Source organism: Streptomyces sp. NPDC015220 (genome assembly GCF_043079345.1).
In the GTDB taxonomy this organism is placed as follows: Bacteria; Actinomycetota; Actinomycetes; order Streptomycetales; family Streptomycetaceae; genus Streptomyces.
In genome coordinates this window covers 77230-103856 of sequence record NZ_JBIBUK010000004.1, presented here as the reverse complement: position 1 = coordinate 103856, position 26627 = coordinate 77230, and the positions used below count along the sequence as shown (strand labels likewise).

The 26627-nt window shown below is 72.9% G+C and carries 27 protein-coding genes; 19 read left to right on the top strand and 8 right to left on the bottom strand.

The features are described from left to right. The first annotated feature begins 33 nt into the window (after positions 1-33). The 5 genes from ACF061_RS12040 to ACF061_RS12020 all read left to right on the top strand — a co-directional run bounded on the left by ACF061_RS12040 (position 34) and on the right by ACF061_RS12020 (position 4865). The gene (locus ACF061_RS12040; protein ID WP_392266729.1) at positions 34-1077 is read left to right on the top strand and encodes a type III polyketide synthase; all 1044 of its coding nucleotides are present in this window, start codon (positions 34-36) and stop codon (positions 1075-1077) included. Beyond that, the gene (locus tag ACF061_RS12035; protein WP_392266728.1) at positions 1074-1985 is read left to right on the top strand and encodes an SDR family NAD(P)-dependent oxidoreductase; all 912 of its coding nucleotides are present in this window, start codon (positions 1074-1076) and stop codon (positions 1983-1985) included. The genes ACF061_RS12040 and ACF061_RS12035 overlap by 4 nt, the downstream gene beginning before the upstream one ends. After that, positions 1982-3271, top strand: a complete 1290-nt coding sequence (locus ACF061_RS12030) for a nitroreductase/quinone reductase family protein (RefSeq protein ID WP_392266727.1) — start codon at positions 1982-1984, stop codon at positions 3269-3271. Before ACF061_RS12035 ends, ACF061_RS12030 begins: the two co-directional genes overlap by 4 nt. A gap of 1 nt (position 3272) precedes the next feature. Continuing rightward, complete coding sequence (locus ACF061_RS12025; protein WP_392266726.1) at positions 3273-3941, top strand: class I SAM-dependent methyltransferase; 669 nt, start codon at positions 3273-3275, stop codon at positions 3939-3941. 474 nt (positions 3942-4415) lie between these two features. Next, positions 4416-4865: a winged helix-turn-helix transcriptional regulator gene (locus tag ACF061_RS12020; protein ID WP_392266725.1), complete on the top strand. Its 450-nt coding sequence runs from the start codon at positions 4416-4418 to the stop codon at positions 4863-4865. A 75-nt stretch (positions 4866-4940) separates the two neighbouring features. Here ACF061_RS12020 and ACF061_RS12015 read toward each other — a convergent pair whose 3' ends face one another. Beyond that, positions 4941-5123: a hypothetical protein gene (locus ACF061_RS12015; RefSeq protein ID WP_392266724.1), complete on the bottom strand. Its 183-nt coding sequence runs from the start codon at positions 5121-5123 to the stop codon at positions 4941-4943. Positions 5124-5629: 506 nt separating this feature from the next. Between ACF061_RS12015 and ACF061_RS12010 the strand changes: the two genes are divergently transcribed. From ACF061_RS12010 to ACF061_RS11990, 5 genes are all read left to right on the top strand, one after another. Next, the gene (locus tag ACF061_RS12010) at positions 5630-6430 is read left to right on the top strand and encodes an alpha/beta fold hydrolase (RefSeq protein ID WP_392266723.1); all 801 of its coding nucleotides are present in this window, start codon (positions 5630-5632) and stop codon (positions 6428-6430) included. A gap of 152 nt (positions 6431-6582) precedes the next feature. Then, positions 6583-7083: an SRPBCC family protein gene (locus ACF061_RS12005; RefSeq protein WP_392266722.1), complete on the top strand. Its 501-nt coding sequence runs from the start codon at positions 6583-6585 to the stop codon at positions 7081-7083. A gap of 392 nt (positions 7084-7475) precedes the next feature. Further along, positions 7476-8627: a serine hydrolase domain-containing protein gene (locus ACF061_RS12000; protein WP_392266721.1), complete on the top strand. Its 1152-nt coding sequence runs from the start codon at positions 7476-7478 to the stop codon at positions 8625-8627. Between the two features lie 402 nt (positions 8628-9029). Then, positions 9030-9143: a hypothetical protein gene (locus ACF061_RS11995; RefSeq protein WP_392266720.1), complete on the top strand. Its 114-nt coding sequence runs from the start codon at positions 9030-9032 to the stop codon at positions 9141-9143. A 395-nt stretch (positions 9144-9538) separates the two neighbouring features. Beyond that, positions 9539-10768, top strand: coding sequence for an MFS transporter (locus tag ACF061_RS11990; RefSeq protein WP_392266719.1), 1230 nt, complete (start codon positions 9539-9541; stop codon positions 10766-10768). A 219-nt stretch (positions 10769-10987) separates the two neighbouring features. Here ACF061_RS11990 and ACF061_RS11985 read toward each other — a convergent pair whose 3' ends face one another. The 5 genes from ACF061_RS11985 to ACF061_RS11965 all read right to left on the bottom strand — a co-directional run bounded on the left by ACF061_RS11985 (position 10988) and on the right by ACF061_RS11965 (position 15918). After that, positions 10988-11557 carry a rhodanese-like domain-containing protein gene (locus ACF061_RS11985; RefSeq protein ID WP_392266718.1) on the bottom strand — a complete coding sequence of 190 codons (570 nt, stop codon included), beginning with the start codon at positions 11555-11557 and terminating at the stop codon, positions 10988-10990. 294 nt (positions 11558-11851) lie between these two features. Beyond that, the gene (locus tag ACF061_RS11980) at positions 11852-12595 is read right to left on the bottom strand and encodes a sulfite exporter TauE/SafE family protein (protein ID WP_392266717.1); all 744 of its coding nucleotides are present in this window, start codon (positions 12593-12595) and stop codon (positions 11852-11854) included. Next, on the bottom strand, positions 12592-12975 hold the full coding sequence (locus tag ACF061_RS11975) for a rhodanese-like domain-containing protein (RefSeq protein WP_392266716.1): 384 nt from the start codon (positions 12973-12975) through the stop codon (positions 12592-12594). Before ACF061_RS11975 ends, ACF061_RS11980 begins: the two co-directional genes overlap by 4 nt. A gap of 44 nt (positions 12976-13019) precedes the next feature. After that, entirely contained in the window at positions 13020-14378 is a 1359-nt protein-coding gene (locus tag ACF061_RS11970) for a rhodanese-like domain-containing protein (RefSeq protein WP_392266715.1), read from the bottom strand. A 1105-nt stretch (positions 14379-15483) separates the two neighbouring features. Next, a complete protein-coding gene (locus ACF061_RS11965; protein WP_392266714.1) occupies positions 15484-15918 on the bottom strand; it encodes a VOC family protein in 435 nt (144 codons plus the stop codon). A gap of 153 nt (positions 15919-16071) precedes the next feature. On the opposite strand from ACF061_RS11965, the gene ACF061_RS11960 reads away from it, so the two are divergent. Further along, the gene (locus ACF061_RS11960) at positions 16072-16962 is read left to right on the top strand and encodes a N,N-dimethylformamidase beta subunit family domain-containing protein (protein WP_392266713.1); all 891 of its coding nucleotides are present in this window, start codon (positions 16072-16074) and stop codon (positions 16960-16962) included. On the opposite strand, the gene ACF061_RS11955 is transcribed toward ACF061_RS11960, so the two are convergent. After that, positions 16943-18127, bottom strand: a complete 1185-nt coding sequence (locus tag ACF061_RS11955; RefSeq protein ID WP_392266712.1) for a hypothetical protein — start codon at positions 18125-18127, stop codon at positions 16943-16945. The two genes, ACF061_RS11960 and ACF061_RS11955, sit on opposite strands and share 20 nt — an antisense overlap. 254 nt (positions 18128-18381) lie before the next feature. On the opposite strand from ACF061_RS11955, the gene ACF061_RS11950 reads away from it, so the two are divergent. Next, complete coding sequence (locus tag ACF061_RS11950) at positions 18382-18813, top strand: ASCH domain-containing protein (RefSeq protein WP_392266711.1); 432 nt, start codon at positions 18382-18384, stop codon at positions 18811-18813. Between the two features lie 268 nt (positions 18814-19081). On the opposite strand, the gene ACF061_RS11945 is transcribed toward ACF061_RS11950, so the two are convergent. After that, positions 19082-19708, bottom strand: a complete 627-nt coding sequence (locus ACF061_RS11945; protein WP_392266710.1) for a CGNR zinc finger domain-containing protein — start codon at positions 19706-19708, stop codon at positions 19082-19084. Positions 19709-19729: 21 nt separating this feature from the next. Between ACF061_RS11945 and ACF061_RS11940 the strand changes: the two genes are divergently transcribed. The 7 genes from ACF061_RS11940 to ACF061_RS11910 all read left to right on the top strand — a co-directional run bounded on the left by ACF061_RS11940 (position 19730) and on the right by ACF061_RS11910 (position 26532). Next, positions 19730-20716 (top strand): VOC family protein, encoded by a 987-nt coding sequence (locus ACF061_RS11940; protein ID WP_392266709.1) that lies wholly within the window; start codon positions 19730-19732, stop codon positions 20714-20716. A 312-nt stretch (positions 20717-21028) separates the two neighbouring features. Continuing rightward, on the top strand, positions 21029-21967 hold the full coding sequence (locus tag ACF061_RS11935) for a ketopantoate reductase family protein (protein ID WP_392266708.1): 939 nt from the start codon (positions 21029-21031) through the stop codon (positions 21965-21967). A gap of 609 nt (positions 21968-22576) precedes the next feature. After that, positions 22577-23767: an ATP-binding protein gene (locus tag ACF061_RS11930; protein WP_392266707.1), complete on the top strand. Its 1191-nt coding sequence runs from the start codon at positions 22577-22579 to the stop codon at positions 23765-23767. Then, complete coding sequence (locus ACF061_RS11925; RefSeq protein WP_392266706.1) at positions 23764-24162, top strand: roadblock/LC7 domain-containing protein; 399 nt, start codon at positions 23764-23766, stop codon at positions 24160-24162. Before ACF061_RS11930 ends, ACF061_RS11925 begins: the two co-directional genes overlap by 4 nt. Next, the gene (locus tag ACF061_RS11920) at positions 24159-24530 is read left to right on the top strand and encodes a DUF742 domain-containing protein (protein WP_392266705.1); all 372 of its coding nucleotides are present in this window, start codon (positions 24159-24161) and stop codon (positions 24528-24530) included. Before ACF061_RS11925 ends, ACF061_RS11920 begins: the two co-directional genes overlap by 4 nt. Further along, positions 24508-25101: an ATP/GTP-binding protein gene (locus ACF061_RS11915; RefSeq protein ID WP_392266704.1), complete on the top strand. Its 594-nt coding sequence runs from the start codon at positions 24508-24510 to the stop codon at positions 25099-25101. The genes ACF061_RS11920 and ACF061_RS11915 overlap by 23 nt, the downstream gene beginning before the upstream one ends. 120 nt (positions 25102-25221) lie before the next feature. Next, on the top strand, positions 25222-26532 hold the full coding sequence (locus ACF061_RS11910) for a cytochrome P450 (protein ID WP_392266703.1): 1311 nt from the start codon (positions 25222-25224) through the stop codon (positions 26530-26532). Positions 26533-26627 lie beyond the last annotated feature (95 nt).

The window sequence follows — 26627 nt, the reverse complement described above, 5'->3', positions numbered from 1 at the left end:
TATGTCCGCGACCGAGGTCGAGGTGGTTACCGCATGTCCGTCCTGTGCCGTCCCGCGGTGCGGTTCCCGGAGCACGAGATCACACTCGAGGACACACTGGAGGCGGCACGCCGACTGCATCCCGGGCATCCACGGCTGGACACGGCGCTGCGTCTCATCGAGAACACCGGGGTGCGCGCCCGACGCGTCCTGCAGCCCCTCGAGTTGACGCTCCGTCACCCGGGAGTGGCCGCGCGCACCGACCTGTACTGGGAGGCGGTCCGCACCCATCTGCCGGGCCTGGTCACCGAGGCGCTGGAGCGGGCGGAGGTGTCCCGGGACCGGATCGACGCGGTCACCTTCGTGTCGTGCACCGGCTTCACCATGCCGTCGCCGATCGTCTGGATGATCAACGAGCTGGGATTCTCCGCCCACCTCGACCAGATCCCGCTCGCCCAGCTCGGCTGCGCCGCCGGCAGCGGCGCGATCAGCGCGGCCGCCCGGTACTGCCGGGCTCACCCGGACCGCAACATCCTGATCGTCGCCTTCGAGCTGTGCTCACTGTGCTACCAGCCCACCGACACCGACGTCGGCGCACTGCTCTCGGCGGGCCTCTTCGGCGACGGCTTCGCCGCGGCGGTGATGCGCGGCACGGCCCGCAACGGCCTCAGGATCGAGCGGTCGGCCTCGGAGACCATCTCGAACACGGCGCGGTGGATCTCCTACGACGTCCGGGAGACCGGCTTCCACTTCCGGCTGGACAGCCGGGTGCGGCACACCATGCGCGGCGTCACCCCGGCGATCACGAAACTCGTGGAGGAGGCGGGCTGGAGCACCGGGGAACTGGACTTCGTACTCGCCCACGCCGGCGGTCCCCGCATCCTGGACGACCTCACCCGGTTCCTGAACATCGACCCGGCGCTGCACCGCTTCAGCCGGGCGGCGCTCGCGGAGCACGGCAACACCGCGAGCGTCCTGATCTTCGATTCGCTGGCACGGTTCTGGGACGACGCGACGGCCCGGCCGGGCGCGCGCGGCGTCGTCGCCGGGTTCGGTCCCGGGGTCAGCGCCGATTTCTCCCTGGGAGTGGTCCTGTGAAGGATGTGCGAGGTTCCTCCGACTCCACGCGCGCGTGGGGCGTGCCGCCGGTCGTGCTGATCACCGGCTGCTCCTCCGGCATCGGCCGGGCCGTCGCCCGGCAGGCGGTGAGCGCGGGCTTCACCACCGTGGCGACGGCCCGCGACCCGCGCACACTGCGGGAACTCCAGGCCGCGGGCTGCGTGGTGCGCCCCCTGGACGTCACCGACGACGCGGCGCGCCGCGGTCTCGTCGCGGAGCTCGACGAGACGTACGGCGGAGTCGACGCGCTCGTCAACAACGCAGGCTACGGCGAGCTGGGGCCCTTCGAGGAGGTCCCGCCGGACCGCTGGGAGCGGCAGTTCCGGACCAACGTCTTCGGGCCGGTGGCGCTCGCCCAGCTCGTCCTGCCCGGGATGCGGGCACGCGGACACGGCCGCATCGTGAGCGTCAGCTCCATGGCCGGCGAGCTCGTGCTCCCGGTGGGCGCCGCCTACCACGGGAGCAAGTTCGCCCTGGAGGCCGCGATGGAGGGGCTCTGGCTGGAGGCCCGGCGCTTCGGGATCGAGGTCAGCCTGGTACAGCCGGGCGCGGTCAACTCGAACTGGGGCGACAACGTCCCGGCGCTGAAGGAGTACGCCAGCGGTGTCTACGGCGAGCTGGTGGCCGAGATGACCGAGCAGATGGCCAGGCGGCTGCCGCGCGGCTCCTCCGTGGAGCACGCGGCCTCGGTGGTGCTGCGCGCGCTCACCGACCGCCGTCCGCGCCTGCGGTACCGGGTCGGCGTCGACGCGCACGTCCTGCTGCCGCTGAGCCGGGTACTGCCCGCCCGCGTGTGGACCGCGTGGGTCCGCAAACAGTTCCCCTCGATGCGCCGCCCCGCGCCCCGGCCCGCGCACACCCCGGTGCCCGACGGGGCCCGCCCATGACGGCGGCGCCGCGATCGGCGGGAGGGACCGGAGGGCCGGGAGCCGGGGCCGCGCGGCTCGTCTCCCTGGTACGGCGGGGGGACACGGCCTCCCGGGTGGCGGTGGCCGGGGTGCCGCTGTGCGCGGCGGGGCTGGCAGTGGCGTTCCGCGGACCCGGGCGGGCGCACTGGCGCACCCTGGCGCTGACGCACGGCGCGCTGGGACTGGCCGCGTCCGTCGTGGAACCGGCCGCCCGGCACCGGCCGGTGACCAAGGACGACCTCGCGACGGCCTTCCGCATCGGCGCGGGCATGTTCCTGGCGGGCGCGCTCCTCGACATGCCGGCACGGCGCGCCGTGCCCCGGCTCGCGGCCGACGCCACGGCCCTGCGCGCGCTGACCGCCACCACGGACCCGGTACGGATGTGCGCCCACCTGCTGCTGGTGGTCGCCCCCGCCGAGGAACTCTTCTGGCGGGGCCTGGTGCAAGGCCGCCTCACCCGGCGGCTGGGCGCCGGCCGGGCCGCGGCGATGACCACCGTGCTCTACGCGCTGGCCCACCTGCCGACCGGCAACGCGGCCGTGACGGGAGCCGCCACGGGCCTGGGCGGCGGCCTGTCCCTGCTGCGCGCCCGGGGAGCGGGCCTCGAACGCCTCGCGCTCGTCCACGCGTTCTGGGTCGTGCCGACACTGCTGGCGGAGCGGGTACGAGGCACCGACGCGGTGCCACGCCGACGTGACGACGAAGGGGACGGCGCCGCGTCCGGCGGCCGTACCGCACCACCGGCCCCGTACGACCACACCGCCGCGGACCAGGAGGGACGCAGCATGAGGACGACGCCACGCGAGGGGCGCACCGGACGGACCGTCACCCGGTGGAGCCGGTTCGTGCAGCTCGCGAACAACGCCGCGCACATCGCCCTGTACGAGGGGACCGGAGGCCGGCTGGGCACGCGCATGCTGGGCAACCGGGTCGGCATCCTGACCACCCGGCGTCCCCGCGACGGGCAGCCGTACTCCGTGCCCCTGTTCACCTTCGCCGACGGGCCCGACGTCATCGTCGTCGCGTCGTACCGGGGGTCGGCCGGCCACCCCAGGTGGTACCGCAATCTGCTCGCCGACCCGGACGCGGTCCTGCGCGTCGGCGACCGGGTGCGGCCGGTGCGGGCACGCGTACTGGACGCGGACGAACGGGCCGCGGCGTGGCGGCACGTCGTACGCCGCTTCCAGGGCTACGAGGAGTACCAGCGCCGCACCACCCGGGAGATCCCCCTGGTACGGCTGTCCCCGCGGCCGGAGCACGACTGAGGTGCCCGCCCCGGCGAAACCCCGCGTCCCGTCCGTCCACACGGGCCAGGCGCTGTACACGCGCTCGTTCCTGCGCGCCTACGACACACTCGTGTACGGCGTCAACTCCCCGCTCACCTGGCGCTGTACCAAGGACCGGCTCGTCGCGCTGTACGACCGGCACGTCTCACGGCGCCACCTCGACATCGGCGTCGCCACCGGAGTGCTGCTCGACGAGTGCCGCTTCCCCGTGCCCATGCCGGACCTCACGCTGATGGACCTCAACCCCCACTCGCTCGCCGCCGCCTCCCACCGCCTGCGCCGCTACGCCCCGCGGGTCCACCGGGCCGACGTGCTGCGACCGTGGGGACTGCCGGACGGACTCGTGGACTCCATCGGCATGTTCCACCTGCTGCACTGCCTGCCGGGGACGCTTGCCGACAAGGCCGTGGTCTTCGAGCACGCCCGGCGGGCGCTGCTCCCGGGCGGCACGCTGTTCGGGGCGACGATCCTCGGGGCGGGCGTCCGGCACAACCGGTCGGCGCGGTGGCAACTCGCCGTGGCCAACCGGCGCGGCGTCATGTGCAACCGGCAGGACCGGCTGGAAGACCTGCACGCGGCCCTGACCGGGGTCTTCACCGACCACGAGGTGACGGTCGTCGGGTCGGTCGCCCTGTTCCGGGCATGCTGACGGACACCCGCCGGCGAGTGGACGAAGTCCCCGCCGCCGCCGTCCCGCGGGACGAGGAACACCACCCGGAAACAGGGATTCGGCAGACGGCGATTTTCAAAATGGGCGTCGGGACACAGCTTCGCGCGTGCACCGCTCGATTCCGGTCGAAACCAGGAGTCACACTGGACCGTCGACCCACGATTGTCTACCGTGATCAGACCGGCGGCCCCAATTCTCCATGTTCCACGGCAATTCCCGATCTTCCCGTCGCGGTATCTCCACGACGGCTGCGGTCCAGGATGTCACCGCCCGAGGAAGGGGAACCCTGTGTCTTGGCCTAGCAGGACGGACGTGCCGAGCGCGCTTCCGGCATCGAAGGAGGGCACGCGCACGGCGGACCCGCGCCCCGCACCACCGTTCCTGCGGAAACAAGCGAACCGAATCCCCCTGTCCGGATCACGGAATACGAGAACGGCGTCGGATACCGGAGGCGTGCCCCGTCCCGCGCGATTACCGGATTCCGGCGGCAGCACGGATTGCACGGCACGGAAACACGCGGAACGCGGTGCGCCGGGCGGAAGAGAGCCCGTTTCGACCGCGGGCCCCGACGCCCGGCCCGAGGAGCACGACCGTTTCGAGGACGCCTACGAGGCCGCGCGGATCCTGTCGGGCAAATGGGTGTTCGCCGTCCTGGTTCACCTCGCCGAGGGGCCGCGCTACCACAATGACCTGGCCCGCTCGGCGGGCATGGCGGAGAACAAGCCCCTGGACCGGGCCCTGCACCGCCTGCTCCACGTGCGCATGGTCGACCGCACGGTCCACACCGGCGACGGTTCCGCACCCCGGGTGCGCTACCGTCTGACCCCGCGCGGCTACTCCGTACTGCCGATCATCGACGAACTGGCGGACTGGTGGCGGGCGACCGAGAGCCCCGACCGCTGACCCGTTCGGCCGGAGGCCCCGACCGGCCCGCACGACGTGCGTCGCCGCGGGCGGCGCCGGCCGGCGCATCTGTCATCACTGCCGCCCGTCCGAAGCCGCCCGCGACTCCACCGTCCTTCCCCGCATCAGGACGGAAAGAGTGCTGCGCGCTTCACGGCGCAGCGTGCGGCGTCGAGCGAAGGTCGCGGTGAGAGCGAGGACCGAGACCGTGCTCCCGTAGAACACGGCGGCGATCGCGGAGAGGAGCCCGACCGTCATCGGGCACGCACCTTTCTTCCCCCGTTCGGCCCGCCCGGCTCACAGCCGAGGGGCGGGCGTTGATGCGTTTCCACTTCACCATACGAGTCAACTCCGCTTGCTTTCAAGCCCGTTACCGCCTCCTCCTGGCCGGCGAGGTCGTCCGGGAAGGCACGGGGAGGGCTGCCGGCGGCGGGCCTCGCGGCCGAAGTGGCCCTTGTGTGCGGCCGAGTCGTCCGACCAGCGAGACGGGACCGACCGCCGCCCCGTTCTCCCGTCCCGGGAACCGGACCGTCCCCACGCCGGCCACCCGAGGACACCTCGCTCGATGACCGGTTGCCGATGACCGATGCCGATGCCGATGCCGATGCCGATGACCGATGCCGGCGCCCGCGACTCCGGTCGGTGGACGCACCCACAGCGTCGCCCCCGTCCGGGCGGGCGCCCGCTTCGAACGCGGCCGGCTCGTCGGACGCCCTGGGGCGGCTGCGGCATGATCAGGAGCAGCCGATTCCCTGGGGGCCCGAGTGGCATGGTCCGAACACGTGGTGGTGCGAGACGGCGTCCGGCTCGTCTGCCGGGACTGGGGCGGGCCCGGACAGCCCGTCGTGCTGCTGCACGGCCTGGCCGGTCACGCGGGTGAATGGGACGTGTTGGCGGACGGTCTGAGTTCCGGACATCGGGTCGTCGCGGTCGACCAGCGGGGGCACGGCGCCAGCGAGCGCCACCCGCGGGACGTCTCCCGCGCCGCCTACGTCGCCGATGTCGTCGCCGTTGTCGATCAGCTTGCGCTGCGGCGGCCCGTCCTGGTCGGCCAGTCGTTGGGCGGGCACACGGCCATGCTCACCGCGGCCGCGCATCCCGGACTCGTCCGCGGGCTCGTGCTCGTCGAGTCCGGCCCGGGCGGTCCGAACCCGAACGGCCCCGCGGACATCGGCGGATGGCTCGACTCGTGGCCGACACCGTTTCCCTCACGCGAAGCGGCAGCCGCGTTCCTCGGCGGCGGACCGGTCGGCGCGGGCTGGGCGGCCGGGCTGGAGGAACGCGACGGTGGGTGGTGGCCTCGCTTCGACCGGGACGTCATGGTCCGGTCGCTGGCGGAGAACGCCCACCGTTCCTTCCGGCAGGAGTGGGAGCAGGTCGCGTGCCCCACCCTGGTCGTCCTGGCCCAGTCCGGCTTCATCTCCGCGCGGGAAGCCGACGAGATGCTCCGGCAGCGCCCCCTCACCATGGCCATGAGCATCCCCGGCACCGGCCACGACCTGCACATGGAACGGCCCGGAATCCTGTGCGCCGCGCTCTCGGACTTCCTCCAGGGCCTCGCCTGAGACTCCCGCGCGGTCACCACCACTTCGGTGGTACTGCTTCGGCGGGCGTCCGCGTCGATGGGCCCGTAGGTGCGGCCGGGCGTTGTCGTATCCCTGGTGTAGCGTCCGGGCCGCGGTCAGGCTCATGCTCTGCGGTCGACGGAGGCGAGTGGATGACGAGTACGACGGGCGAGCCCGTGGTGGTGGTGTCGCGGCGTGTCGAGGCTCCGGCAAAGGACGTCTTTAGGATCCTGGCCGACCCCGGACGGCACCCGGACCTCGACGGCTCGGGGATGCTGCGCGGCGTCGTCCTCGGCGCCGTGCTCTCGGGCGTCGGGGACGTCTTCGTGATGCGGATGCACCATGCGCGCCTCGGTGACTACGAGATGGACAACCACGTCGTCGAGTACCAGCCGGACCGCCGCATCGGCTGGGAGCCGAGGCCCGGTCGCGGGCACCCGGACGCCACCGGGCCCGGCGGGGACGCGTGGGGCCACCGGTGGATCTTCGAGCTGAGCCCGGACGGGGCCGGGGCGACGGTCGTGACCGAGATCTTCGACGGTTCGCGCCTGCCGGAGGACAAACGCGTGGAAGTGGACAGCGGGCGCACCTGGTGGCAGACACAGATGGCGAGCACCCTCGAACGCCTCGCCGAACTGTGCGCCCCCCGGTGAACACCGAACTCGACGCCCCCAGAGCGCCCCGGACCGCCGGCGCGAGCACGTCCCCGCCGCCCCTCGCAGGCGGTGCGCGAACTGATCGACGGCACCACCCGGCCCGGTGGCGGACCTGCGCCGGCCGGCTCTGTGAACGGACACTCCCGCCGCGGGTCGTGATCCTGCTGGGCGGGGCGGCCGGGGGGAAGCGTCAGCGTCCCCACGGGTGATAACCCCCGGCAGCGCCCTGAGGGCAGCACATCGGCAGGTCGGGGGGAAGCGGGATGGGCCGATGGCCCCTGCGCTGGTGAGATGGTCGCCGACCAGCGACTCCGAGGGCGGGACGGCGGCAGGCCACAGCCCGAGGGGTTCGTGAACGCGCAGGCGAACCGAACGGGAAAGGGGTCATCATGTTTGTGTCAGGAAGGCGTCGGCGGGGCCCGCTCGTCCTGACCGGCCTGGCGGCGCTCCTCCTCACCGCGTCGACCGGGCTGACGGCGGCGGCGGCGAAGCCGCAGCGAGCCGATCCGCTCCGGCAGCGGGTGGACGCGATCCACGGCACCGGGACAGTCGGCGTGTCCGCCGAGGCGACGTCACCGGACACCCGTGACAGGGCGAGCGCCGGGACGGCCGAGGTGGGCACCAGGAGGCCGATGCCACAGAACGGCAGGTTCCGGATCGGCAGCGCCACCAAGACCTTCACCGCCACGGTCGTGCTGCAACTCGTCGGCGAGGGGCGCATGTCGCTGGAGGACACCGTCGAGCGGTGGCTGCCGGGAGTGGTTCGGGGCAACGGCAACGACGGACGCCGGATCACCGTGCGACAACTGCTGCAGCACACCAGCGGCATCCCCGACGTCCTGCCGGAGATCCCCGCCCTGAACAGCGCGGACGGCTATCGGGCCGAACGATTGCGGACCTACGGCCCCGAGGAGTTGGTCGGGCTGGCGATGCGGCACCGCCGCGAATTCCGCCCGGGCAGAGGCTGGGCGTACTCCAACACCAACTACGTCCTCGCCGCGATGATCGTCAACAAGGTCACCGGCCGGAGCTGGGCACAGGAGGTGAACGACCGGATCATCCGCCCGCTGGACCTGAGCGACACCAGCACGCCCGGCGCCTCCCCGTTCATCCCGGGCCCGCACGCCCGGAGCTACGCCGCGTGGCACACCGACACCAGCGTCGACGTCACGGCGCTCGATCCCAGCATGGCTGTCGGCTCCGGCTCGATCATCAGCACCACGCACGATCTGAACCGGTTCTACGCCGCACTGCTCGGCGGCCGTCTGCTGGGTCCGGCACAGCTCGACGAGATGACGACCACCGTGCCCGCGCCCAAGCTGGGCGTGCGGTACGGACTCGGTCTGGGCGAGATCCCGTTGCCCTGCGGCGGCAGCTACTTCGGTCACCCGGGCGAACTGCTCGGCTATCACGTCTGGGGCGGCGTCACCCGGGACGGGACCCGGACCGCCGTGGTGTACGTCACCAGTGACGGCGGCCAGGGTACCCAGGACGCCATGAGCGCACTCGTGGGCCAGGAGCTGTGCCGCACCCGCTCCTAGCGGGCCTGTCCGGCGGGTCTCGTGACGGAAGTGGTCTCGGGGCCGTTGGCTCGATCACGGGGCGGGGCGTCCGCACCGCGCCGGCGGCCTCGGGACCGGTGCCGTCGCCTCCGGGGACCTTCCGCCCCGGCGGGGCGACGTCCTGTGGCGGTACGGCGTGCGGCGACGGTGACGTGCCGCCTGGTGGCGTGGCGGCAGCGGTGACAAGGTTGATGGGCAGGTCCTCCCGGTGACGGCCCTCACCGGTGGGAACGACCGCGGCACCGCAGGCCCTGTGCGGCGGGATCGTGCGCCGTGCGCACGGGACCGGGCCGGCCTGCGCCGTTCTCCGGGGTGGGGAGGGTGCCGGGGTTTCCCCGCCGATCCGCACTTCGCGACTGCTCGCCGGGCGAGGACCTGCCGGTGGCGATCGTGGTCGTGGACACCGAGGACCGGGTGCGGGATCTCCCGCCGCGGTGGGACGAGCCGGTCCGGGAGGCGGCGGTGACCCTGGGGGAGTGTGAGGGCGTCGGATAGGCACGTGGGCAGGGAGAGGAAGTCGTGAACCGGCCGCTCGTGATCCGCGGTGCCGTGGTCGGTGCGCCGCCGCGGCATCCGGCCGACCGGGCGGCGCGCAAGCGGCACGACACGGTGTCGTCGTGGGGAACGTTCACCGTGGACGTGGCCGGCCGTCCGAGTCCGGGGCCGCCGCCGGAGGCCGGTGCGGCTGGGGCAGCGTCGTCGCGGAGGCGGCTGCGGCTCGGCACCGGGCCGTGCGCGGCGTCGACGACGTGCCCGGCGTACTCCCGCGAGACTGCGCGGCCGGCTCCGGACGCGACGGGGTGCTGCTCCGGCGCCCGTGTCGAGGCGCGTACGGCGGCCGGTACGGGCGCGGGGTTCGCCGGGGCCCCGTTCGCGCGGGCGGTGCGGGCATGAGCCGACCGGTGCCCGGGGAACGGGGGGAGGCGGAGCGGCCGTCGGCGCGCATGGGGCCGTGGCGGTTCGTGGTGTGGTTCGGCACGGTCAGCCTGCTCGCGGACGTCGTCTACGAGGGCGCCCGCTCGATCACCGGCCCGCTGCTGGCCTCGCTGGGAGCGTCCTCCCTGGTCGTCGGTGTGGTCACGGGCGCGGGGGAGGCGGCGGCGCTGGGCCTGCGGGTGGTCTCCGGGCCGGTGACGGACCGCACCCGCCGCTTCTGGGGCCTGGCGATCGCCGGGTACGCGCTGACGGTCGTCTCGGTGCCGCTGCTGGGCGTGGCCGGGGTGCTGTGGGCCGCGTGCGTGCTGGTGATCGCGGAGCGGGTCGGCAAGGCGGTGCGCTCACCCGCGAAGGACACGCTCCTCTCGCACGCCACCGCCGCGACCGGGCGAGGCCGTGGCTTCGCCGTCCACGAGGCGCTGGACCAGACCGGCGCCATCGCCGGTCCGCTGCTGGTGGCGGGCGTGCTCGCGCTCACCGGCAACGACTACGGTCCCGCTCTCGGCGTGCTCGCCGTCCCCGGCGTCGCCGTACTGCTGTTGTTGTTCCGGCTCCGTGCCCGGGTGCCCGACCCCGAGGCCTACGAACGCGAGGTGGCAGGCGGAGCGTCCGGGCCCGCGACGCCGAGGAGGCCGGATGCCCGGCTCCCGAGGGCGTTCTGGACCTACGCCGGCTTCACGGCGGCCACCACGACCGGGTTCGCGACCTTCGGCGTGCTCTCCTACCACCTGGTCCAGCGGCACCTGCTGACCGCGGCGTGGGTGCCGGTGCTCTACGCCGCGGCGATGGCCGTGGACGCGGTCGCGGCGCTGGCCACGGGCTGGCTCTACGACCGGATCGGCCCGCGCGTGCTGGTGGCTCTGCCGGTACTGACCGCGGGCGTCGTGGTGCTGGCGTTCACCGACACGGTCGCGATCGCGTTGGCCGGGTCGCTGGTGTGGGGCGCGGTCATGGGCATTCAGGAGTCCACCCTGCGGGCGACGGTCGCGGACCTGGTGCCCAGCGGGCGGCGGGCGACCGCGTACGGCCTGTTCGCCGGCGTGCTCGGCGCGGCGAGCCTGGCGGGCGGTGCGCTGACGGGCGGCCTGTACGGATACTCGATCCCCGTGCTGATCACGGTGGTCGTCGCGATCCAGGCCCTCGCCGTCGTGCTGCTGGCCGTCACGCGGGCCGGTCGGCGCTGAGACGCCGACGCGACGCGGTTGCCGTCACCGGCTCCGGACGTGCGACAGGGACGGACCGGCCGCCGCGATTCCAAAGCGGCGTCGGTCGCCCGGCGGGCTTCTGTGCCGGCCCCGTAGCCGGGGCGCGTCCTTTGAGCGCGAGATCGGCGGCTTCTCGGCCTGGACGGACGGAGACGCCCCGTGCGCCGCGGGGCACACGGGGCGTTCCACGAGCCTCGGTCAGCGGGCGCGCAGCTGGGCCAGCGTCGCGTCCAGGTCCGCCTGGCGGGGCCGGTTGTGGGGGAGCTTGGCCAGCATGGCCGCCATGCCGCAGGTGTTGGTCACCGCGGAGAAGACCAGGCCGCCGGCGATGCCCGCGGACAGCAGCCGGAAAGCGGGGTGGACGAACTCGCCCAGCGCCAGCCCGAGCAGGACGACCGAGCCGGCGGTCAGGCGGACCTGGCGCTCCATGCCCCAGGTGGCCTTCGTGCTCCCCTGCGGACGCTCGAGCTCGTTGCCCTGCGCCGCCCAGGCCCCGGTCCCGCCCACGAGGGTGGCGGCGGGGACGCCGTTCTCGGCGAGTGTCCGGCAGGCGTTCTCGGAGCGCGCGCCGGAGGCGCAGACGAGGAGGACCTCGCCGCGCTCGGCTGCGCCGCGGATGTCGGGCAGGGCGCGGCCGAGCTGGTCGAGGGGGATGTTCAGGGCGCTCGGGATGTGTCCGGCGGCGTACTCGCCGGGGGTGCGCACGTCGATGACGGTCAGCTCGTGCAGGCGGGAGCGGGCCTGGTCGGTCGCGAGGGCGGTGATCATGGTGGAGGTGTTCCTTGTGTGTCGATGGCGCCCCGGTCGGGGGAGCGTTCGCGGGGTGTCGGTGAGAAGTGGTCGAGGATCGTGGTCTTCGAGGGCGTGGTCCGTGCTGAACCGCTGCGGCGGGCTCCGGGGCGGATGGCCGGGGTGGCCCGGGAGGATCCCGCGCCGTGCACGGGGACGGCGGCCGGGAGGCCGGTGCGGGCCGTGGGCGGATGCCGGGCGGGCCGGGGCGAACCGGTCCGTCCCCCGGCCTGACGCCTCTTCTTCCCGCCCGGGGCCGCCGGGCGGGTGTGGTCAGACGAGCGCGTCGATCAGCATGAAGGCGGCGACCGCGAGCAGCACATAGGCGAAGAGGCGCTGCAGCGTGCGGCCCTTGAGCTTGTGCGACAGGCGCTTTCCGTCCCAGGCGCCCAGGACCGCCGCCGCGGTGAACGGCGCGATGACGGCCCAGTCCAGAGGGGTTCCGGTGCCGGCCCGGGCACCGAGCGCGGCCAGCGAGTTCACGGTGATGACCAGCAGGCTGGTGCCGACGGCCCGACGCATGGGCAGGCTCAGTACGCCCACCAGCGCGGGGACGGCGAGGAAGCCGCCGCCCACGCCCAGGAATCCGGTCACCGCGCCGAGCCCGGCGCCGGCGGCACCGGCCTTGCCCGGGCGCACCGGGCCGGCGCTCTTGGCGGGCGAGGGCCGCAGCATGCGCACCGCCGCGACCGCCGCGATGGCGGCGAAGGCGATGGTCAGCGCGGTCTGGGGAAGGTGGCCGGCGGCGGCCCCGGCGAGCATCGCGGGCACGATGCCCGCCGCGGCGAACAGCAGCCCCGTCCGCCAGGCCACATTGCCGTCCCTGGCGTGTCCGACGAGCGCCGTGACCGACGTCAGGGTGACGATGACCAGGCTGGCCGTGGTCGCCTGCGCCGGGGTGGAACCGAGCAGGTAGATCAGGGCGGGCACCGCCAGGACGCTGCCACCGCCGCCGAGGCCGCCCAGGGCCAGGCCGACGACGGCACCGGCGAAGAGCGCGAGGATCGAAGCGGTCATGCTATCGAGCCGTGGTTCCCGCGTCCGTCGACGACCTGCTGTCCGGCGGCGGCCCGTGCCCGGATGCCGCCCTTCGCGTCCACCGCCCGGGCGCCGCGCCCGGCCGGCAGCCCGGCGGCCCGCCGGGAGTGGCGCCCGCTGCGGCGGATCAGCACCGGCGGCCGGCCCTGGGCCGGGCCCGGCAGGTACCGGGGCCGGGCCCGGCCCGGCAGGGCCGCCCCTGCCGTCAGCCGGGACAGCGGTGCGTGGACGGCGCCGGGCGTGTGCCCGGCGGTCCACCCCCTCTGCTCGCGCACGTCCAGCAGGACGGCCGGGGCGCCGGAGCGCCGGTGGGCCTCGTCGACGGTGACGCGGTCCCCGCCGTCGCGGAAGAGGAACATCACACAACCTCTCGGGAAGTCGGGAAGGGGTACGGCCGGGCCGTTCAGCCGGCGACGACGGTCAGTTCGGCGTCGGCGGCGGCGTCGAAGCCGTCGTCGACGGCGACCACGTCACGGCCCGCGGCGTCGAGCAGGGAGGCGGCGATGGCGGCCCGCATACCGCCGGCGCAGTGCACCCACACGGTGCCCGCCGGGACCTCGCCGAGCCGAGCGTGCAGCTCGTGGACCGGAATGTGCACCGAGCCGGCGATGTGTCCGCCGGCCCGCTCGGAGTCGCGGCGCACGTCCAGGACGACGATGCCGTCCGTGCCGTTCTCGGCCAGGCCGGCGAAGGTGGAGCGGGGGAAGGAGGCGAGCGGCGCGCCCTCGGCCACCCACTCCTCGGGCGTGCCGGTCGCGGCGGCCGCGGGCCGGTCGATACCGACGCGCACCAGCTCCCGCTGGGCGGCGGCCAGCTGCTCGGGGGACTCGGCGAGCAGGGTCACCGGCTTGCCCCACGGGATCAGCCAGGCCAGGTAGGTGGCGATCTTTCCGTCCGCCTCGAAGTTGAACGAACCGGCGACATGCCCCTCGGCGAACGCGACCCGGTTGCGCAGGTCCACCACCCACTCGCCGGCGGCCAGCCGGGCGGCGATCTCGCCGGCGTCCGCGACGGCGGGGGGCGTCAGGTCCACCGGGGCGGGGCCGGCGAGGTTGGCCGGCCCCATGTGCGCGTAGTAGGCGGGCGCGTCGTCGAGGTCGGCCAGCAGGCGGGCGACGAAGGAGTCCACGTCGGTGGTGAGCGCCGCGTTGACGGTCTTCTCCCGGCCGATCGTGGTGGCGTCCCCCTCGGCCTGTGCCGAGGAGCAGAAGCTCCCGAAGCCGTGGGTGGGCAGCACGGACGTCTCGTCCGGCAGCTCGGCCGCCAGGCGGTGGGCGGAGGCGTGCTGGGCGCGGGCCAGCCGCTCGGTCAGCCGGGGCTCGACCAGGTCCGGGCGGCCCACCGTGCCGATCAACAGCGAACCGCCGGTGAACGCGGCCACCGGCTCGCCCTGCTCCCGCAGGACATAGGAGGTGTGGTGCGGCGTGTGGCCCGGGGTGGCGACCGCGCGCAGTTCGAGCCCGCTGTCGAGGGCCACGACGTCGCCGTCGGCCACCGGCACCCGTGCGAACGACACGTGTGCCCCGGCCGGTACCAGGTAGGCGGCGCCCGTCACCCGCGCCAGCTCCAGACCACCGGTGACGTAGTCGTTGTGGATGTGCGTCTCCACCACGTGCGTGATCCGCACCCCCCTCCGGGCCGCCGCGGCCAGCACCTGGTCGAAGTCGCGCGGCGGGTCCACCGCCACGGCCGTCCGTGTGCCGCCGGCCAGGTAGTGGCGGTTGCCCAGGCCCTCGAGCTCGATGGTGTCGATGAAGAACACGGAGACGTTCCCTTCTGCTTATTACCCCCCGGGGTATGTGTGTCACCGTAGCACGGGTACCCCCCGGGGTATTCCACACACCTGTCGGCGCCCACTCGCGCGGGCGCGGTCGCGGATGCCGCGACCTGTGCGGGCGGGAAGAGGAGGTCGCCGGACGCGATCGTGGGCTCGCCCCTGGTCAGGCCCGCCGTATCTCCGAAGGGCGGCCGGGAGCGCCTTGCCGCGAGGTGGTGCGAGCGAACCCGGGCACCGTGCGGCCGAGGGTGAGCGTAGGTACGTGACAATCCGCCGACGGGCCGTGGCCGGTGGGTGCCGTCGGCGGCCGCGTTCGCCCCGGCATCGGGTTCTGATCCGGTCCCGCGGCCGTTGCTCTCGCATATCGCGCCGAGCGGAGGGCCGACCCTCGACAAAACTCCGATCGCCCGTCGCGGTCGGACGGCGGGGAGCCCGGCCGCGACCGAGCGGGCGCGGACGATCAACTCGCTGACGTCGAGGACCAGGTCGCCGGTGCCGGTGCGCCGCGGAGTCTTCGGACACGTCAGTGGTGCTGGTGCGCCGCGGGGTCTTCGGCCACGTCAGTGGTGCTGGTGCGCCGCGGGGTCTTCGGCCACGTCAGTGGTGCTGGTGCGCCGCGGGGTCTTCGGCCACGTCAGCAGTGCTGGTGCGCCGCGGGGTCTTCGGCTGTGTCGCGGCGCAGGCCGGGAGCGTCCGGCTCGGAGATCGCGTCCGCGGTGGCGACCCACGGTCCGACGGGGGAGAAGCGTCGGACGACTCCACGATGGAGCTCCCTCGCCGGAGCGGACGCTGATGTCCGGCATCCGGGTGTGGCCGAGGACGTGGGCGGGCGCAGATGTCCGGCACGCGGGTGTGGCCGAGGACGTGGTCCGGGCTCAAGGCGTCATCGGCGCCGACGCGGGTGGCGGTCCGGATGTCCCTGGGGCGGCGGCGCGATGGGCCGGGCCCGCCCGCTGGGGGCCGGCGCGCCGGCGCGGTGCCCGGTCAGCAGGCCGCGGTCATGCCGGCCGGGCGTGGAGCGGCGCTGGTGCGTGCGGTTGAGAGCCACCGAGAGGGGGACGGCTCGCCTCCTCGCCGTCCCCGGGGATGCTCAGTCGAGACAGAACTCGTTGCCCTCGACGTCCTGCATCACGATGCACGACTCATTGTGTTCGTCGGCGAGCAGCACTTGCACGCGTACCGCGCCGAGCGCGACCAGTCGCGCGCACTCGGCCTCGAGCGTGGCGAGGCGTTCCTCACCCACGAGCCCGGTGCCGACTCGCACGTCGAGATGCACCCGGTTCTTGACGACCTTCCCCTCGGGAACGCGCTGGAAGTACAGGCGCGGGCCCACACCCGAGGGGTCACCGCAGGCGAACGCCGAGCCCTGCCGCTCAGGGGGCAGGGAGCGATCGAAATCGTCCCAAGTGGCGAACCCCTCCGGCGGCGGCGGCACCACGTACCCCAACACCTCGCACCAGAAGCGAGCGACGCGCTCGGGTTCCGCGCAGTCGAAGGTGACCTGGACCTGCCTGACCGATGCCATCGGCCCACCGTAGCAGGGGACTTCACCTGGACCTCCCCCTTTTTTTCCTGGCACACGTTGTCCGGCGTCCGGCCACCGGTCCCGGGCCGAGGACGCGTCAGCCGGCCCACCATAGGATGATCGCTCCATGACAACCGGCCCGGAGGTCGCCCCATGTCGGAGCTGTCCCGTCGTACGGTTCTGCGCGCCGCCGGAACCGGAGCCGTCGCCGTCGCCGGAAGCCAGTGGGCGGCGGCCGGGGTCGCGCGGGCGCGGCCCCTCGCCGCCCACCGGACCGGCGACAATCCCGTGGTGCTGGAGAACCGGGCCTCCGGTTCCGACGCCTGGGGCCTCGGCCACGGCGAGTGCCGCGGTGTGGACCCGAAGCGGCCCCGGATCCAGGGTTACGCGGCGACGGCCTCCGTCGCCCCCGGCGAGACCCTCGGTCTGCGTCTTACCTCCCGTACGTCCCGCGCCTGCACGGTGGAGATCTACCGGCTCGGCCACTACGGCGGCGTACGCGCCCGCCACCTGCTGACCGCCGCCGACGTCCCGGTCGACAGGGTCTGGAGAGCGACGGTTCCCGGCACCTGGGTCTCCGGCGTCTTCCTCGCCGTCCTCACCTCCGACGGCCACCGGGCCTACGCCCCCTTCGTCGTGCGCGACCCGGCCCGCTCCTCCGACGTCCTGATGGTCGTGCCGCTGAGCACGGCCCACGGCCCGTACGCCGGCCTCGGCCTGCCCGCGGGCTTCGGAACGGACACGAGCGCGTCCCGGTGGCTGGAGGAGGCCGGCTACGACGTCACGTACGCCACCGAACAGGACCTCCACGAGGGGCGCGTCGAGCCCGCCCGGCACACCGCCGTCGTCCTTCCCGGCGCCGCCGGGGACGCCCGCTGGTCGCGGCGGACCCGCGCCGTGGTGGACCGCGCGCCCGGACGCACGGTCCTGCCGGCGCCGTTCGCGCTGGGCGAGCCCGGCCGCGCCGACGAGGAGGTACGGCGGAAGGCGGCCGAGTGGCTCGACCGCCTCCTGACGGACCCGGTCAGCACCTCCAGAAGCTGACGTCCCCGCCGACCCAGCCGATCAGGTTCCGCTCGTCCCAGACGCTCACCTTGCCGTCGGTCGTGACCTCGAACCGCACGGTCATCGTGTCCGCCGTGACGGCCGCCCCGCTCACCACGCCGAGCAGCCGCTGGGTCCGGTCGGGGCGGGCCCGCAACGGCAGTTGGAAGAGCGTCTCGCCCTGTGCCCAGGCCGTGCCGTCCACCTTGGACAGCGAGAAGTGCAGGAACACCTGGTCACCGGCGAGCCGGTACTGGGGGCTGTAGTTGTCGCTGTTCGGCCTGTACAGCGAGGTGCTGTACGGGACCGGCACCCACGGGTCGGTGCCGGGGTGCGGGAAGCGCGCGAGGTTGAGGTGCCGCACCCCCGCGTCGGTCCGCGCGGCGATGCCGAAGGCCACGGTCGCGGCCGGGTCGCCAGGGCTGTTCTCGAAGACGCACATGCCCTCGGGCTCCCGGTAGGGCAAGGCGGCGAAGGCGGTGATGTGCTCCGACTGGAGCACCGCTCCCGAGGCCCAGTCCGTGCACGTCACCGTCACGTTGTCCTGCGCCTGGTCGCCGTACAGGTGGTACACGTGGTCGCCCAGACTCGTGTACCCCTGAAGGGTCTTGCCGGACGCGCCGTACGACAGCGTCTGGAGCGGAGTGAACGTTCCGGCAGCGGCGGCGGCCAGGTCGTAGCGGTCGATGCCACCGGTCGCCTGCGGGGAGGCGGCGTCGTTCGACTGCCAACGGAAGATCAGCTGCCGCCGGGTCGGGTCGATCGTCGCCGACACCCGGTACACCCCGGTGCGCGGGGTGCGGACCACGGACGACGCGGAGGCGTCGGCGGTGCCGTTCGGCACGTACGCCATCCGGGCGAGGGCCGTGGCCCAGCCGCCGCTCGGCACGGCGTCGGTCCACAGGTGGATCCCGGTGGCGTCGCGCTCGACGCCCAGGTTCGCCCCGTGCCCGGCCCGGCCGATGAACATCTTGTCCACCAGGGCCCCGTCGGCGGTGAGCCGCGAGACGGTGACGCGGTCCAGGTCCTCCGGCGTGCTGTCGGGCTGGCACACGTACCAGAGCTGGTCCACGGACTCCCAGTACACCGACTGCGCGACGCTGGCGGCGGAGGCGAGGGTGGCGCCCGCGACGAGCGGAGGCGTGACGGCGGCGAGCTTGATCAAGTGACAACTCCTCAGCAGAAGCGGAACGGGCCGAGCCTAACGAGGTCGCACGTGGTCGGCGGCGGGGCGTCGAGATCCCGGTCCGGGGTGAGGAGGCCGGTGAACTGCGCGTGGCGGAGCCGTCGTCGGTGCGCCGGGGTACGGGGCCGGGGCTCCTGCTCGCGTAGCGGTGGGGTCGTGCGCGCTGCGTGGTGCCAACGGCGCGTGGGGCGGCGGCTGTTGAGTGGCGGGGTCGGGCTCCGTATGCTCATCCGATGGGACATGACGATCTCCCGACCCTCGAACTCGCCTTCCCCGGCCCCGAACGCGACCGGGGCGTGGCGGCCATCCTGAGCGGTCGGAAGACCGCGCTCACCGGCCTGCTGGAGATTCACGAGCACGCCGGAGAACCGGTGCCGACGGCCGGTCAGCGTTTCTCGGTGCTCGACTCCGAAGGGCGTCCGGCCGTCACGATCGAGCTCGTCGAGGTACGCGTCGTCCCCATGAAGGAGATCGACGACGACTTCGCGAGAGCCGAGGGACGCGGCTACTCCGACGTCGCACAGTGGCGTGCGGCCCACGAGGTGTTCTTCCGGAGCGATGGCGTGAGCGAGTTCCTGGGGCGTACACCGGTCGTCGACGGCGACACGCTCGTCGTCGCCGAGCGCTTCCGGGTGGTGGCCCCTGACACCCCGGGGCGTGCGTGACCTGCGTCGGAGCGGGGCTCACCCAAGAGCCGTAGGCCCCGCCGGGTTCGTGCGGAGGCGGCCCGGGCCGAAGCGGGGCACTGGGACGGCTTCCGGTACGGGGCGGCGCCTCGGTTCGCCCACCGGGCGAAAGACCCTTGAACACGGCGCGCCCGCCGGGCCGCTCGCCGGCCGAGGCCGGCGGGCGGGTCCAACCGCCCGCCGGGTCGGCGGCGCACTCGGCCGTGTCGTCCGCCGGTGCCGGCCGGGCGTCGCGCTTTCGCCTCCCTCAACACCTTTCGGGGCCGTCGGCGGAGTTGATGTTCGCGGCACGTCTGCGGCGGTAGGCGGCGGCTCGGTCCTTGCCGCCGCAGGCCGAACTGGAACACCAGCGGCGTCGGCCGGGGCGGCTGGTGTCGACGAACAGCAGGCCGCACGTGGGACTGGCGCACTCCCGGATGCGGTCGGCGCCGGTTCCGGTGAACAGGCCGATGGCATCGCGTGCCACCGTGCTGAGCGCCGCCCCTTGGCCGTCGGCGGAAGGCAAGGTGAGCCTTCTGGTCCCGGCGTGGAGGACCGGGACCAGTGGGGGAGCGGCGGCGGCGGCGTTGACGACGGCTTCGTCCGTGCCGACCTGTATGTGTCCGGCGATCAGAGTCCGTGCGATGCGGTGGATCGCCTCACGGAGCTCTCGGGCCGAGTCGAGTCCGGCCGGCGTGATCGCGGGCGGGTCGTCGAGCAGACCCACCTCCCGGTACCAGCGCGCGAGGTCGGCGGGCTCCCGCAGCCGTTCGTAGTTGCCACGCCAGCGCTCGCCCACCGTGGCCACGAAGGCCAGACAGAGCCGACCGGAGCGGAAGTTGAACCGCAGTTCCTCGGCGGGAACGTCGCTCGAAGGGGTTGCCTCGCCGTTCACGTCACGACTATAACCTGTGACGTGACGACACGTCGGAGTGAAGCCGCGTCCCCCTGGGCCCACATCGAGGACTTCCTGCGCGATCGGGGCGCCGACCGCCTGCCCCACCCCGGTGGCACCCTGCTGGCCCATCTGATCCGAGTGGCGCGAACGCTGGCCGAGTGGGGCGCCGATCCCGTCGTACAGTCCGCGGGGTTGTGCCACGCCGCCTACGGAACCGACGGATTCGACGAGGTTCTGCTCGGGATCACCGAGCGCGGGACTCTGGCCGAGCTCATCGGCGATCGAGCCGAAGCGCTCGTCCACCTCTACGCGAGCTGCGACCGCAGCGCCGTGTACCCGCTGCTCGGACGCGACCGGCCGGTGGTCTTCCGCGACCGCTTCACCGGCGGCGAGCACACTCCCGCCGACGCCGACCTGCGCGCCTTCCTGGAGATCACCGCCGCCAACGAACTGGACGTGATCACGCACAACGAGGACCTGGCAGCCCGGCACGGCGCCGCCCTGTACCGGCTCTTCGCCCGCTCGCGCGACCTGTTGTCCTCCAGCGCGTGGGCCGCCTGCACCCGAGGGCTCGGCCGGTACGCCCCGGAACCGGCACCAGGACTTCGGATCACCGGTGTGGACCATCTGGTGCTGACCGTCGAGGACGTCGAACGGACCGTCACTTTCTACCGGCGCGTCCTGGGCATGGAACCGGTCACCTTCGACCACGGCCGTCGCGCGCTGGCCTTCGGCACCAGCAAGATCAACCTTCACCGGGCCGGCCGCGAACTCCTGCCGCACGCCGCTCGCCCGACCCCCGGCAGCGCGGACCTGTGCCTGGTCACCGACACACCCCAGGCGCAGGTCCTGGAGCACCTGGCGGCCTGCGGCATCACGCCGGAAGAAGGCCCGGTCAGGCGCACCGGCGCCGTCGGCACCCTCATCAGCACCTACCTGCGCGACCCCGACGGCAACCTGATCGAGATCAGCACCTACCGGCGCGACCCCGACGCGGACGGCTGACCACCGACGCTTCCCGTAACGCCCCCTGGCCGTCGCGGGCGAGGGCTTCGCGCCCAGCGCACGGCAGGACGAGTGCCTGACGAGGCCGTCCGTGTCGCCGGCCGCGCCGGCGTGGACGGCTCGCGGCCACGAATCCCCGAGGACCCGAGGAGAGGACACCCGAGGACACTTCGTCCGGCCCGGGACGGCACGCTGGTCCACGGACGCCGCCACCCGGTGGCAGCCGGCGGACCGCTCGGGTGAATGATCAAGCCTTGCCCAGGGCGGCAAACCGTTCCGGATGCCGACCCGCCGAGTGAGAGGAACCCGTCCATGTCCGACACCGGACGACTCGCCATCGAACCCATCCCGCTCCCGTCCCGTCCGGCCGTCGCCGTACTGGGCCCCGGCGGAGTCGGCGGTCTGCTCGCCGCGCTGCTCTCCCGCGCCGGACACCGCGTGATCTGCATCGCCGGGCAGGAGACCGCCGATGCCCTGCGTCGGGACGGCATTCACGTCCGCAGCAGGCAGTTCGGCGACCTCACCGCGACGGTCGAGGCGGACACCGAGCTGCGCGAGCCCGTCGACGTGTGCCTGGTGACGGTCAAGAGCACCGCACTCGACGCGGCGCTCGACCGCGTCCCGACCCGGCCGCTCGCCGACGGAGTGCTCCTGCCGCTGCTCAACGGCGTCGACCACACCGAAACCCTGCGGGCACGTTACGGCGAACGGCGAGTGGTGCCGGCCGTGATCCGCGTCGAGTCCACCCGCACCGCGCCGGGCGTCATCGAGCAGGGCAGTCCGTTCACGGAGGTGGACCTGGCCGGCCGGCAGGAGCGGCTCGCCCCGCTCGCCGCCCTGCTCGCCGATGCGGGCACGGCCACGCGCATCGTGCCGGACGAGCGCCAACTCCTGTGGGGAAAGCTGGCCTTCCTCGCCCCCTTCGCCCTGCTCACCACACGGCACCAGGCGCCCATCGGCGTCATCCGGTCCGAACGGCGGGAGGAACTGACCGCCTGTGTCCAGGAGACCGTGGCGGTCGGCCGAGCCTGCGGCGGGCGGACGGTGGCCGCCGAGGTCCTGGAGCGCTACGACGCGTTCCCCGCCGGCAGCAAGTCGTCCATGCAGCGCGACGCGGAGGCGGGCCGTCCGCTGGAGCTCGACGCGATCGGGGGAGCCGTGCTGCGCGCGGCCGGACGCCACGGCATCCCCGTGCCGCTCACGACGCGGCTCGTGGCCGAACTCGAGGCAGTCACCGGCCCACCGAGGTGATGGACCACTGCGGGCGGGGCCGAAGCCATGACGTCGTCGCCGAGCAGTACGGGTGACGGGTCATCACCGGACTGACACATGAATCACCGAATCCTTTCTTCTCCGCCGCGTCGCCCGCCGGACGGTCCCTGTCCGGCGGCGCGATCGCGGTGCCCGTACGGGGGACAGGAGCAGTCGAGCCGGTAGGTGTGCCGTGCGGCGGCGAGGGTGACGGGCCGCCTTGTAGCGGGCCGCCTCGCCGCCGCACGGTGATCTCTCCGGTGCGCTCGTGGACCGGGCCCGTGGTGTTCGGACGCGGGCCGACGGCGAGCCGTGCCGGCGGTTCGGGCATCGGGGACTCGGATCCCGCTCCCCCGGGACATACCGATCGCGCCGGTTTCGGACGTCAACTCCGCTTTTGACGGCGCGGTTTGCATCCCGCCGCCGCTGATAAGATCAACAGACTTTCAAAAGGCTGACGCTGCGTCATGCGCGCGTCACGGGGGACAGTCCGGACGGCCCACCGCGAAGGAGTAGTTGCCGTTGGTCCGCGAGTGAGGCCGCAGCACGACCGCGGCCACCGCTGTGCGGCCTGCCCACACCCTCGCGATGCGACTCGAAGAGATTCCCATGACGTCTTTGATCAAGGATCCGCTTGGGTGGATCTTGCTAGGAGTGCTCATCGCTGCGGTCGCCGCAGTGGTGCGTGCTCGGAGAACCAACATGGCGCTCCGGAGGCAGAGCGCCAAAGTACGCGCGGACAAGGACCAGGTCGAGGCGGAGCAGCGTAGGCTGCACGCCGAGTACGCGAACTTCCGGGCCCAGCACGACCAGGCCCTGGCGGAGGTCCGCAGTGAGGCCGAGGCGGAGACGAAGGACGTTCTGCGGGCCTGGATGCGCAGCCTGCAGGTCCTGGCGGACGAGCAGCAGCGGTCCATCAGCGACCTGGCCCGCCTGAAGTACGGCAACGATCCGACGATCCTCGCCGACTTCATGACGATCGACCACACCAACTCGCAGTTCGGCCGGCGGGCCCAGGGCATCGCCGCGCTGTGCGGCGGCTGGCTCGGCCGCCGGGAGATCGCGGCCTCCGTCTACGACGTGGCGCGCAGCGCACAGGGCCGGATCAAGCACTTCGACCGGGTGCAGATCCACAGCCAGGTGAACGTGGCGGTCTCCAGTACCGCCGTGGAGCCCGTCGCCGTCGTCCTCGCGGAACTCCTCGACAACGCCACCAGCTACAGCGCGCCCGACACGCCCGTCGAGGTCAACATCCAGTCCGTGCCCACCGGCGTGTGCCTGATCGTCGACGACGCGGGCCTCGGCATCAGCCAGGAGGAGAAGGACCGGGCCGCCGCGCTGCTCAACACGCAGGGCCCCATCTCGATCACCAGCCTGGGAAGCCCTCCGCGGGTCGGGTTCGCCGTCGCCGGCGTGCTCGCCGCCCGTTACGGCTTCAAGGTCTCCGTCGATTCCGTCTCGCCGTACGGAGGCGTCCGCGCGGTCATCCTCCTCCCGGAGAGTCTCTTGACCCACGAAGTTCCCGTGCCCGCCGAGATCAGAACGACAGCGGAGGAGCCGGCGTCGAACGGCGGCTCGGGACCGGCGCCGGTGACGATCGTGGGGAAGACGGCCGGAGGACTGCCCAAGCGTCGTCGTGCGGTCGCGGCGGTGCCGCAGCTGTCCGCCACGGCGTCCACCGGGACGGAGCCGGACCCCGAGCACGACAGCCAGGTGACCGCGTCGCGCCTCGGCGCCTATGCGCGCGGGACGTTTCGGGGGCGGGACACGTCCATCACGGAAGGATCACAAGAGCAGTGAAGCCCGATCTGTCCTGGGTTCTGAACGACGTGCTGAACGTACGTGGTGCCCGCCATGCCATCCTCGTCTCCGCCGACGGCCTGCTCATGGAGCGCTCCAGCGAGATAGGCCGGGACGAGGCGGAGACCAACGCGGCGGCGATGAGTTCGATGCAGTCGCTCAGCCGCGCGGTGGCCGGCTTCGTGGGAGGCGGCAAGGGGGTCTGGAAGCAGACCCTGCTGGAGTACGACGGCGGGTGGATCTTCCTGATCGCGGCGGGCAGCGGGGCGTACCTCGCGGTCTCGGCGGCTCTGGACGTCGACATGGAGCTCATGTCGATCCGCATGCAGCAGCAGGTGGCGGCGCTGGGCCGGGCGCTGAGCGCGCAGCCCCGCCAGACCGGTGCCGACGCATGACAGCGCCCGACGAGGACGCCACGGTCTCCAACGAACTCGTCCGCTCCTACGTCATCACCGGCGGTCGGCAACTGCCCTCCGCCGAAGAGCTCTCGCTGCACACCCTGGTCACCCTGGCCCCCGATCGGCAGATGCCTCTGAACGCCGGCCCGGAAGTACGCGCCATCTGGGAGTTGTGCTCGGGGGGCTACCTGGCAGTGGTGGAAGTGGCCGCCCACCTGGGTCTGCCGGTGGGGGTCGCCCGGCTGCTGCTGACCGATTTAGCGGAACAGGGGCATCTGCTGCGCCGTGCCGCGCCACCGCGTGCCAAGCCACAAGAGAGAGCCGTCATCGAGAAGGTGTTGCATGGACTACTCAAAGCCCTCTAGGCCAGCGTCCCGCTACGTCTCGGACGCGGTGACGATCGCCGCGAAGATCCTCGTGGTGGGGCACTTCGCCGTGGGCAAGACCACGTTCATCGGCTCGCTCTCCGAGATCGCCCCGCTGCGCACCGAGGAGAGGATGACGCAGGCGTCCGCGCACGTGGACGACCTGCGGGGCGCCCCGGGCAAGGTGACGACCACCGTCGCCCTCGACTTCGGGCGCCTCACCCTCAGCGACGACGTCGTGCTGTACCTCTTCGGCACGCCCGGGCAGCAGCGGTTCGTCCAGCTCTGGGAGGACATGGCCCGCGGTGCGCTGGGCGCCCTGATCCTCGTCGACCCAGTGCGGCTGGCCGAGTCGTTCCCGGTGATCGAGCTGGTCGAGAAGTACGGCCTCGAGTACTCCATCGCTGTCAACTCCTTCACCCCGGACGTGAACTACGAGGAGACCGAGATCCGGGAGGCCCTCGACCTGCTTCCCGACACCCCCGTCTCGTACTGCGACGCCCGCAGCCGCGAGTCGTCGGGCCAGGCGCTGATCACCCTGGTGAAGCACCTCCTCGCCCGTACGGCCTGATCCGCCGGGCGCTCTCAGCCACCCCCACCCGGGCCGCGAGGACGCCGGGTACATGAAGGATCCGAACCCATGGAATTTCAGCAACCGGCTGCGACGCCGGGTATTCCGTCCAGATGCCCCATGCACGGCCAGGACTTCGCCGCCGACCCCCACGGCGCCTACGACCGGATGCGGAGTACCGGACCCGCCGCTCCGGTCGAACTGGCCCCGGGCGTGGACGCCACGCTGGTCGTCGGCTACCAGGCCGCGCGGAGCGTGCTGCAGAACACCAACGACTTCAGCCGGGACCCCCGCCGCTGGAAGGCGCTCAACCAGGGCCTCATCGCACTGGACAACCCGGTCCTGCCGATGATGGGGTACCGCCCCAACTGCCTGTTCACCGACGGTGCCGTGCACCTGCGGCTGCGCAAGGCCGTCACCGACAGCCTCGACCGGCTCAACATCAGCAGGGTCCGCCGGGACGTCGAGCCCATCGCCGCGTTCCTGATCGACCAGTTCAGCGAACGCGGACGCGCCGACCTGCTCAACGACTACGCGAAGCTGCTGCCGCTGCTCCTCTTCAACCGGCTGTTCGGCTGCCCGGCCGGGATCGGGGACCGGCTCACCAGCTCCATGTCGGCGATCTTCGACGGCCGGGACGCGCTGAAGGCCAACGAGGAACTCACCGCCTGCCTGATGGAGCTGATCGCGCTCAAGCGGCGCGAACCGGGCGACGACGTCACCTCCTGGCTCATCCAGCACCCCGCCGGTCTGAACGACGAAGAACTCAAGGACCAGCTCGTCATGCTGATGGGCGCCGGCGTCGAGCCCGAACGGAACCTGATCGGCAACGCCCTGCTCCTGCTGCTGTCCCACGGCTCCTCGGGCCGGGGCGCGGGCATGCTGATCGAGGAAGCCCTCGACCACGTCCTGTGGAACAACCCGCCCATCGCCAACTACGCCACGCACTACCCCCTGCACGACATCGACCTCGGCGGCGTCCGCGTCGAGGCGGACACCCCCCTGGTCATCAGTTTCGGCGGCGCCAACACCGACCCCTCGCTGAGGACGGCCCGGCAGTCCCTGAGCAAGGGGGCTCACCTGGCCTGGGGCGCCGGCCCGCACGCGTGCCCGGCGAAGTCGTCGGCGACGGTGATCGCTCTGACCGCCATCGAGGCGGTTCTCAACGCACTGCCCGACCTGACGCTCGACGCGCCGGCGGACGAGCTGCAGTGGCGGCCCGGCCCCTTCCACCGGGCCCTGGCCGCCCTGCCGGTCCGCTTCACGCCCACGCCCGGCACCCGGGTGGCCGCCCTGTCCCCGTCGACGCCCGGTGCGGCACCGACGGCGGCACCCTCCCATGTGCCGGCATCACCCGCATCCCGGCACCAAGAGGCCATACCGAGGAAGAAGGGATTTTGGAGCACGTTCCTCGACATCTTCCGTGTGTAGAGCAACGCATGTGACAGGGGCAACACACCGCGAGGCATGATCCACAGGAGAGGAGGGGTAGCTTCCGCCGGTAACGCTCGGCACAGACGAAGGAG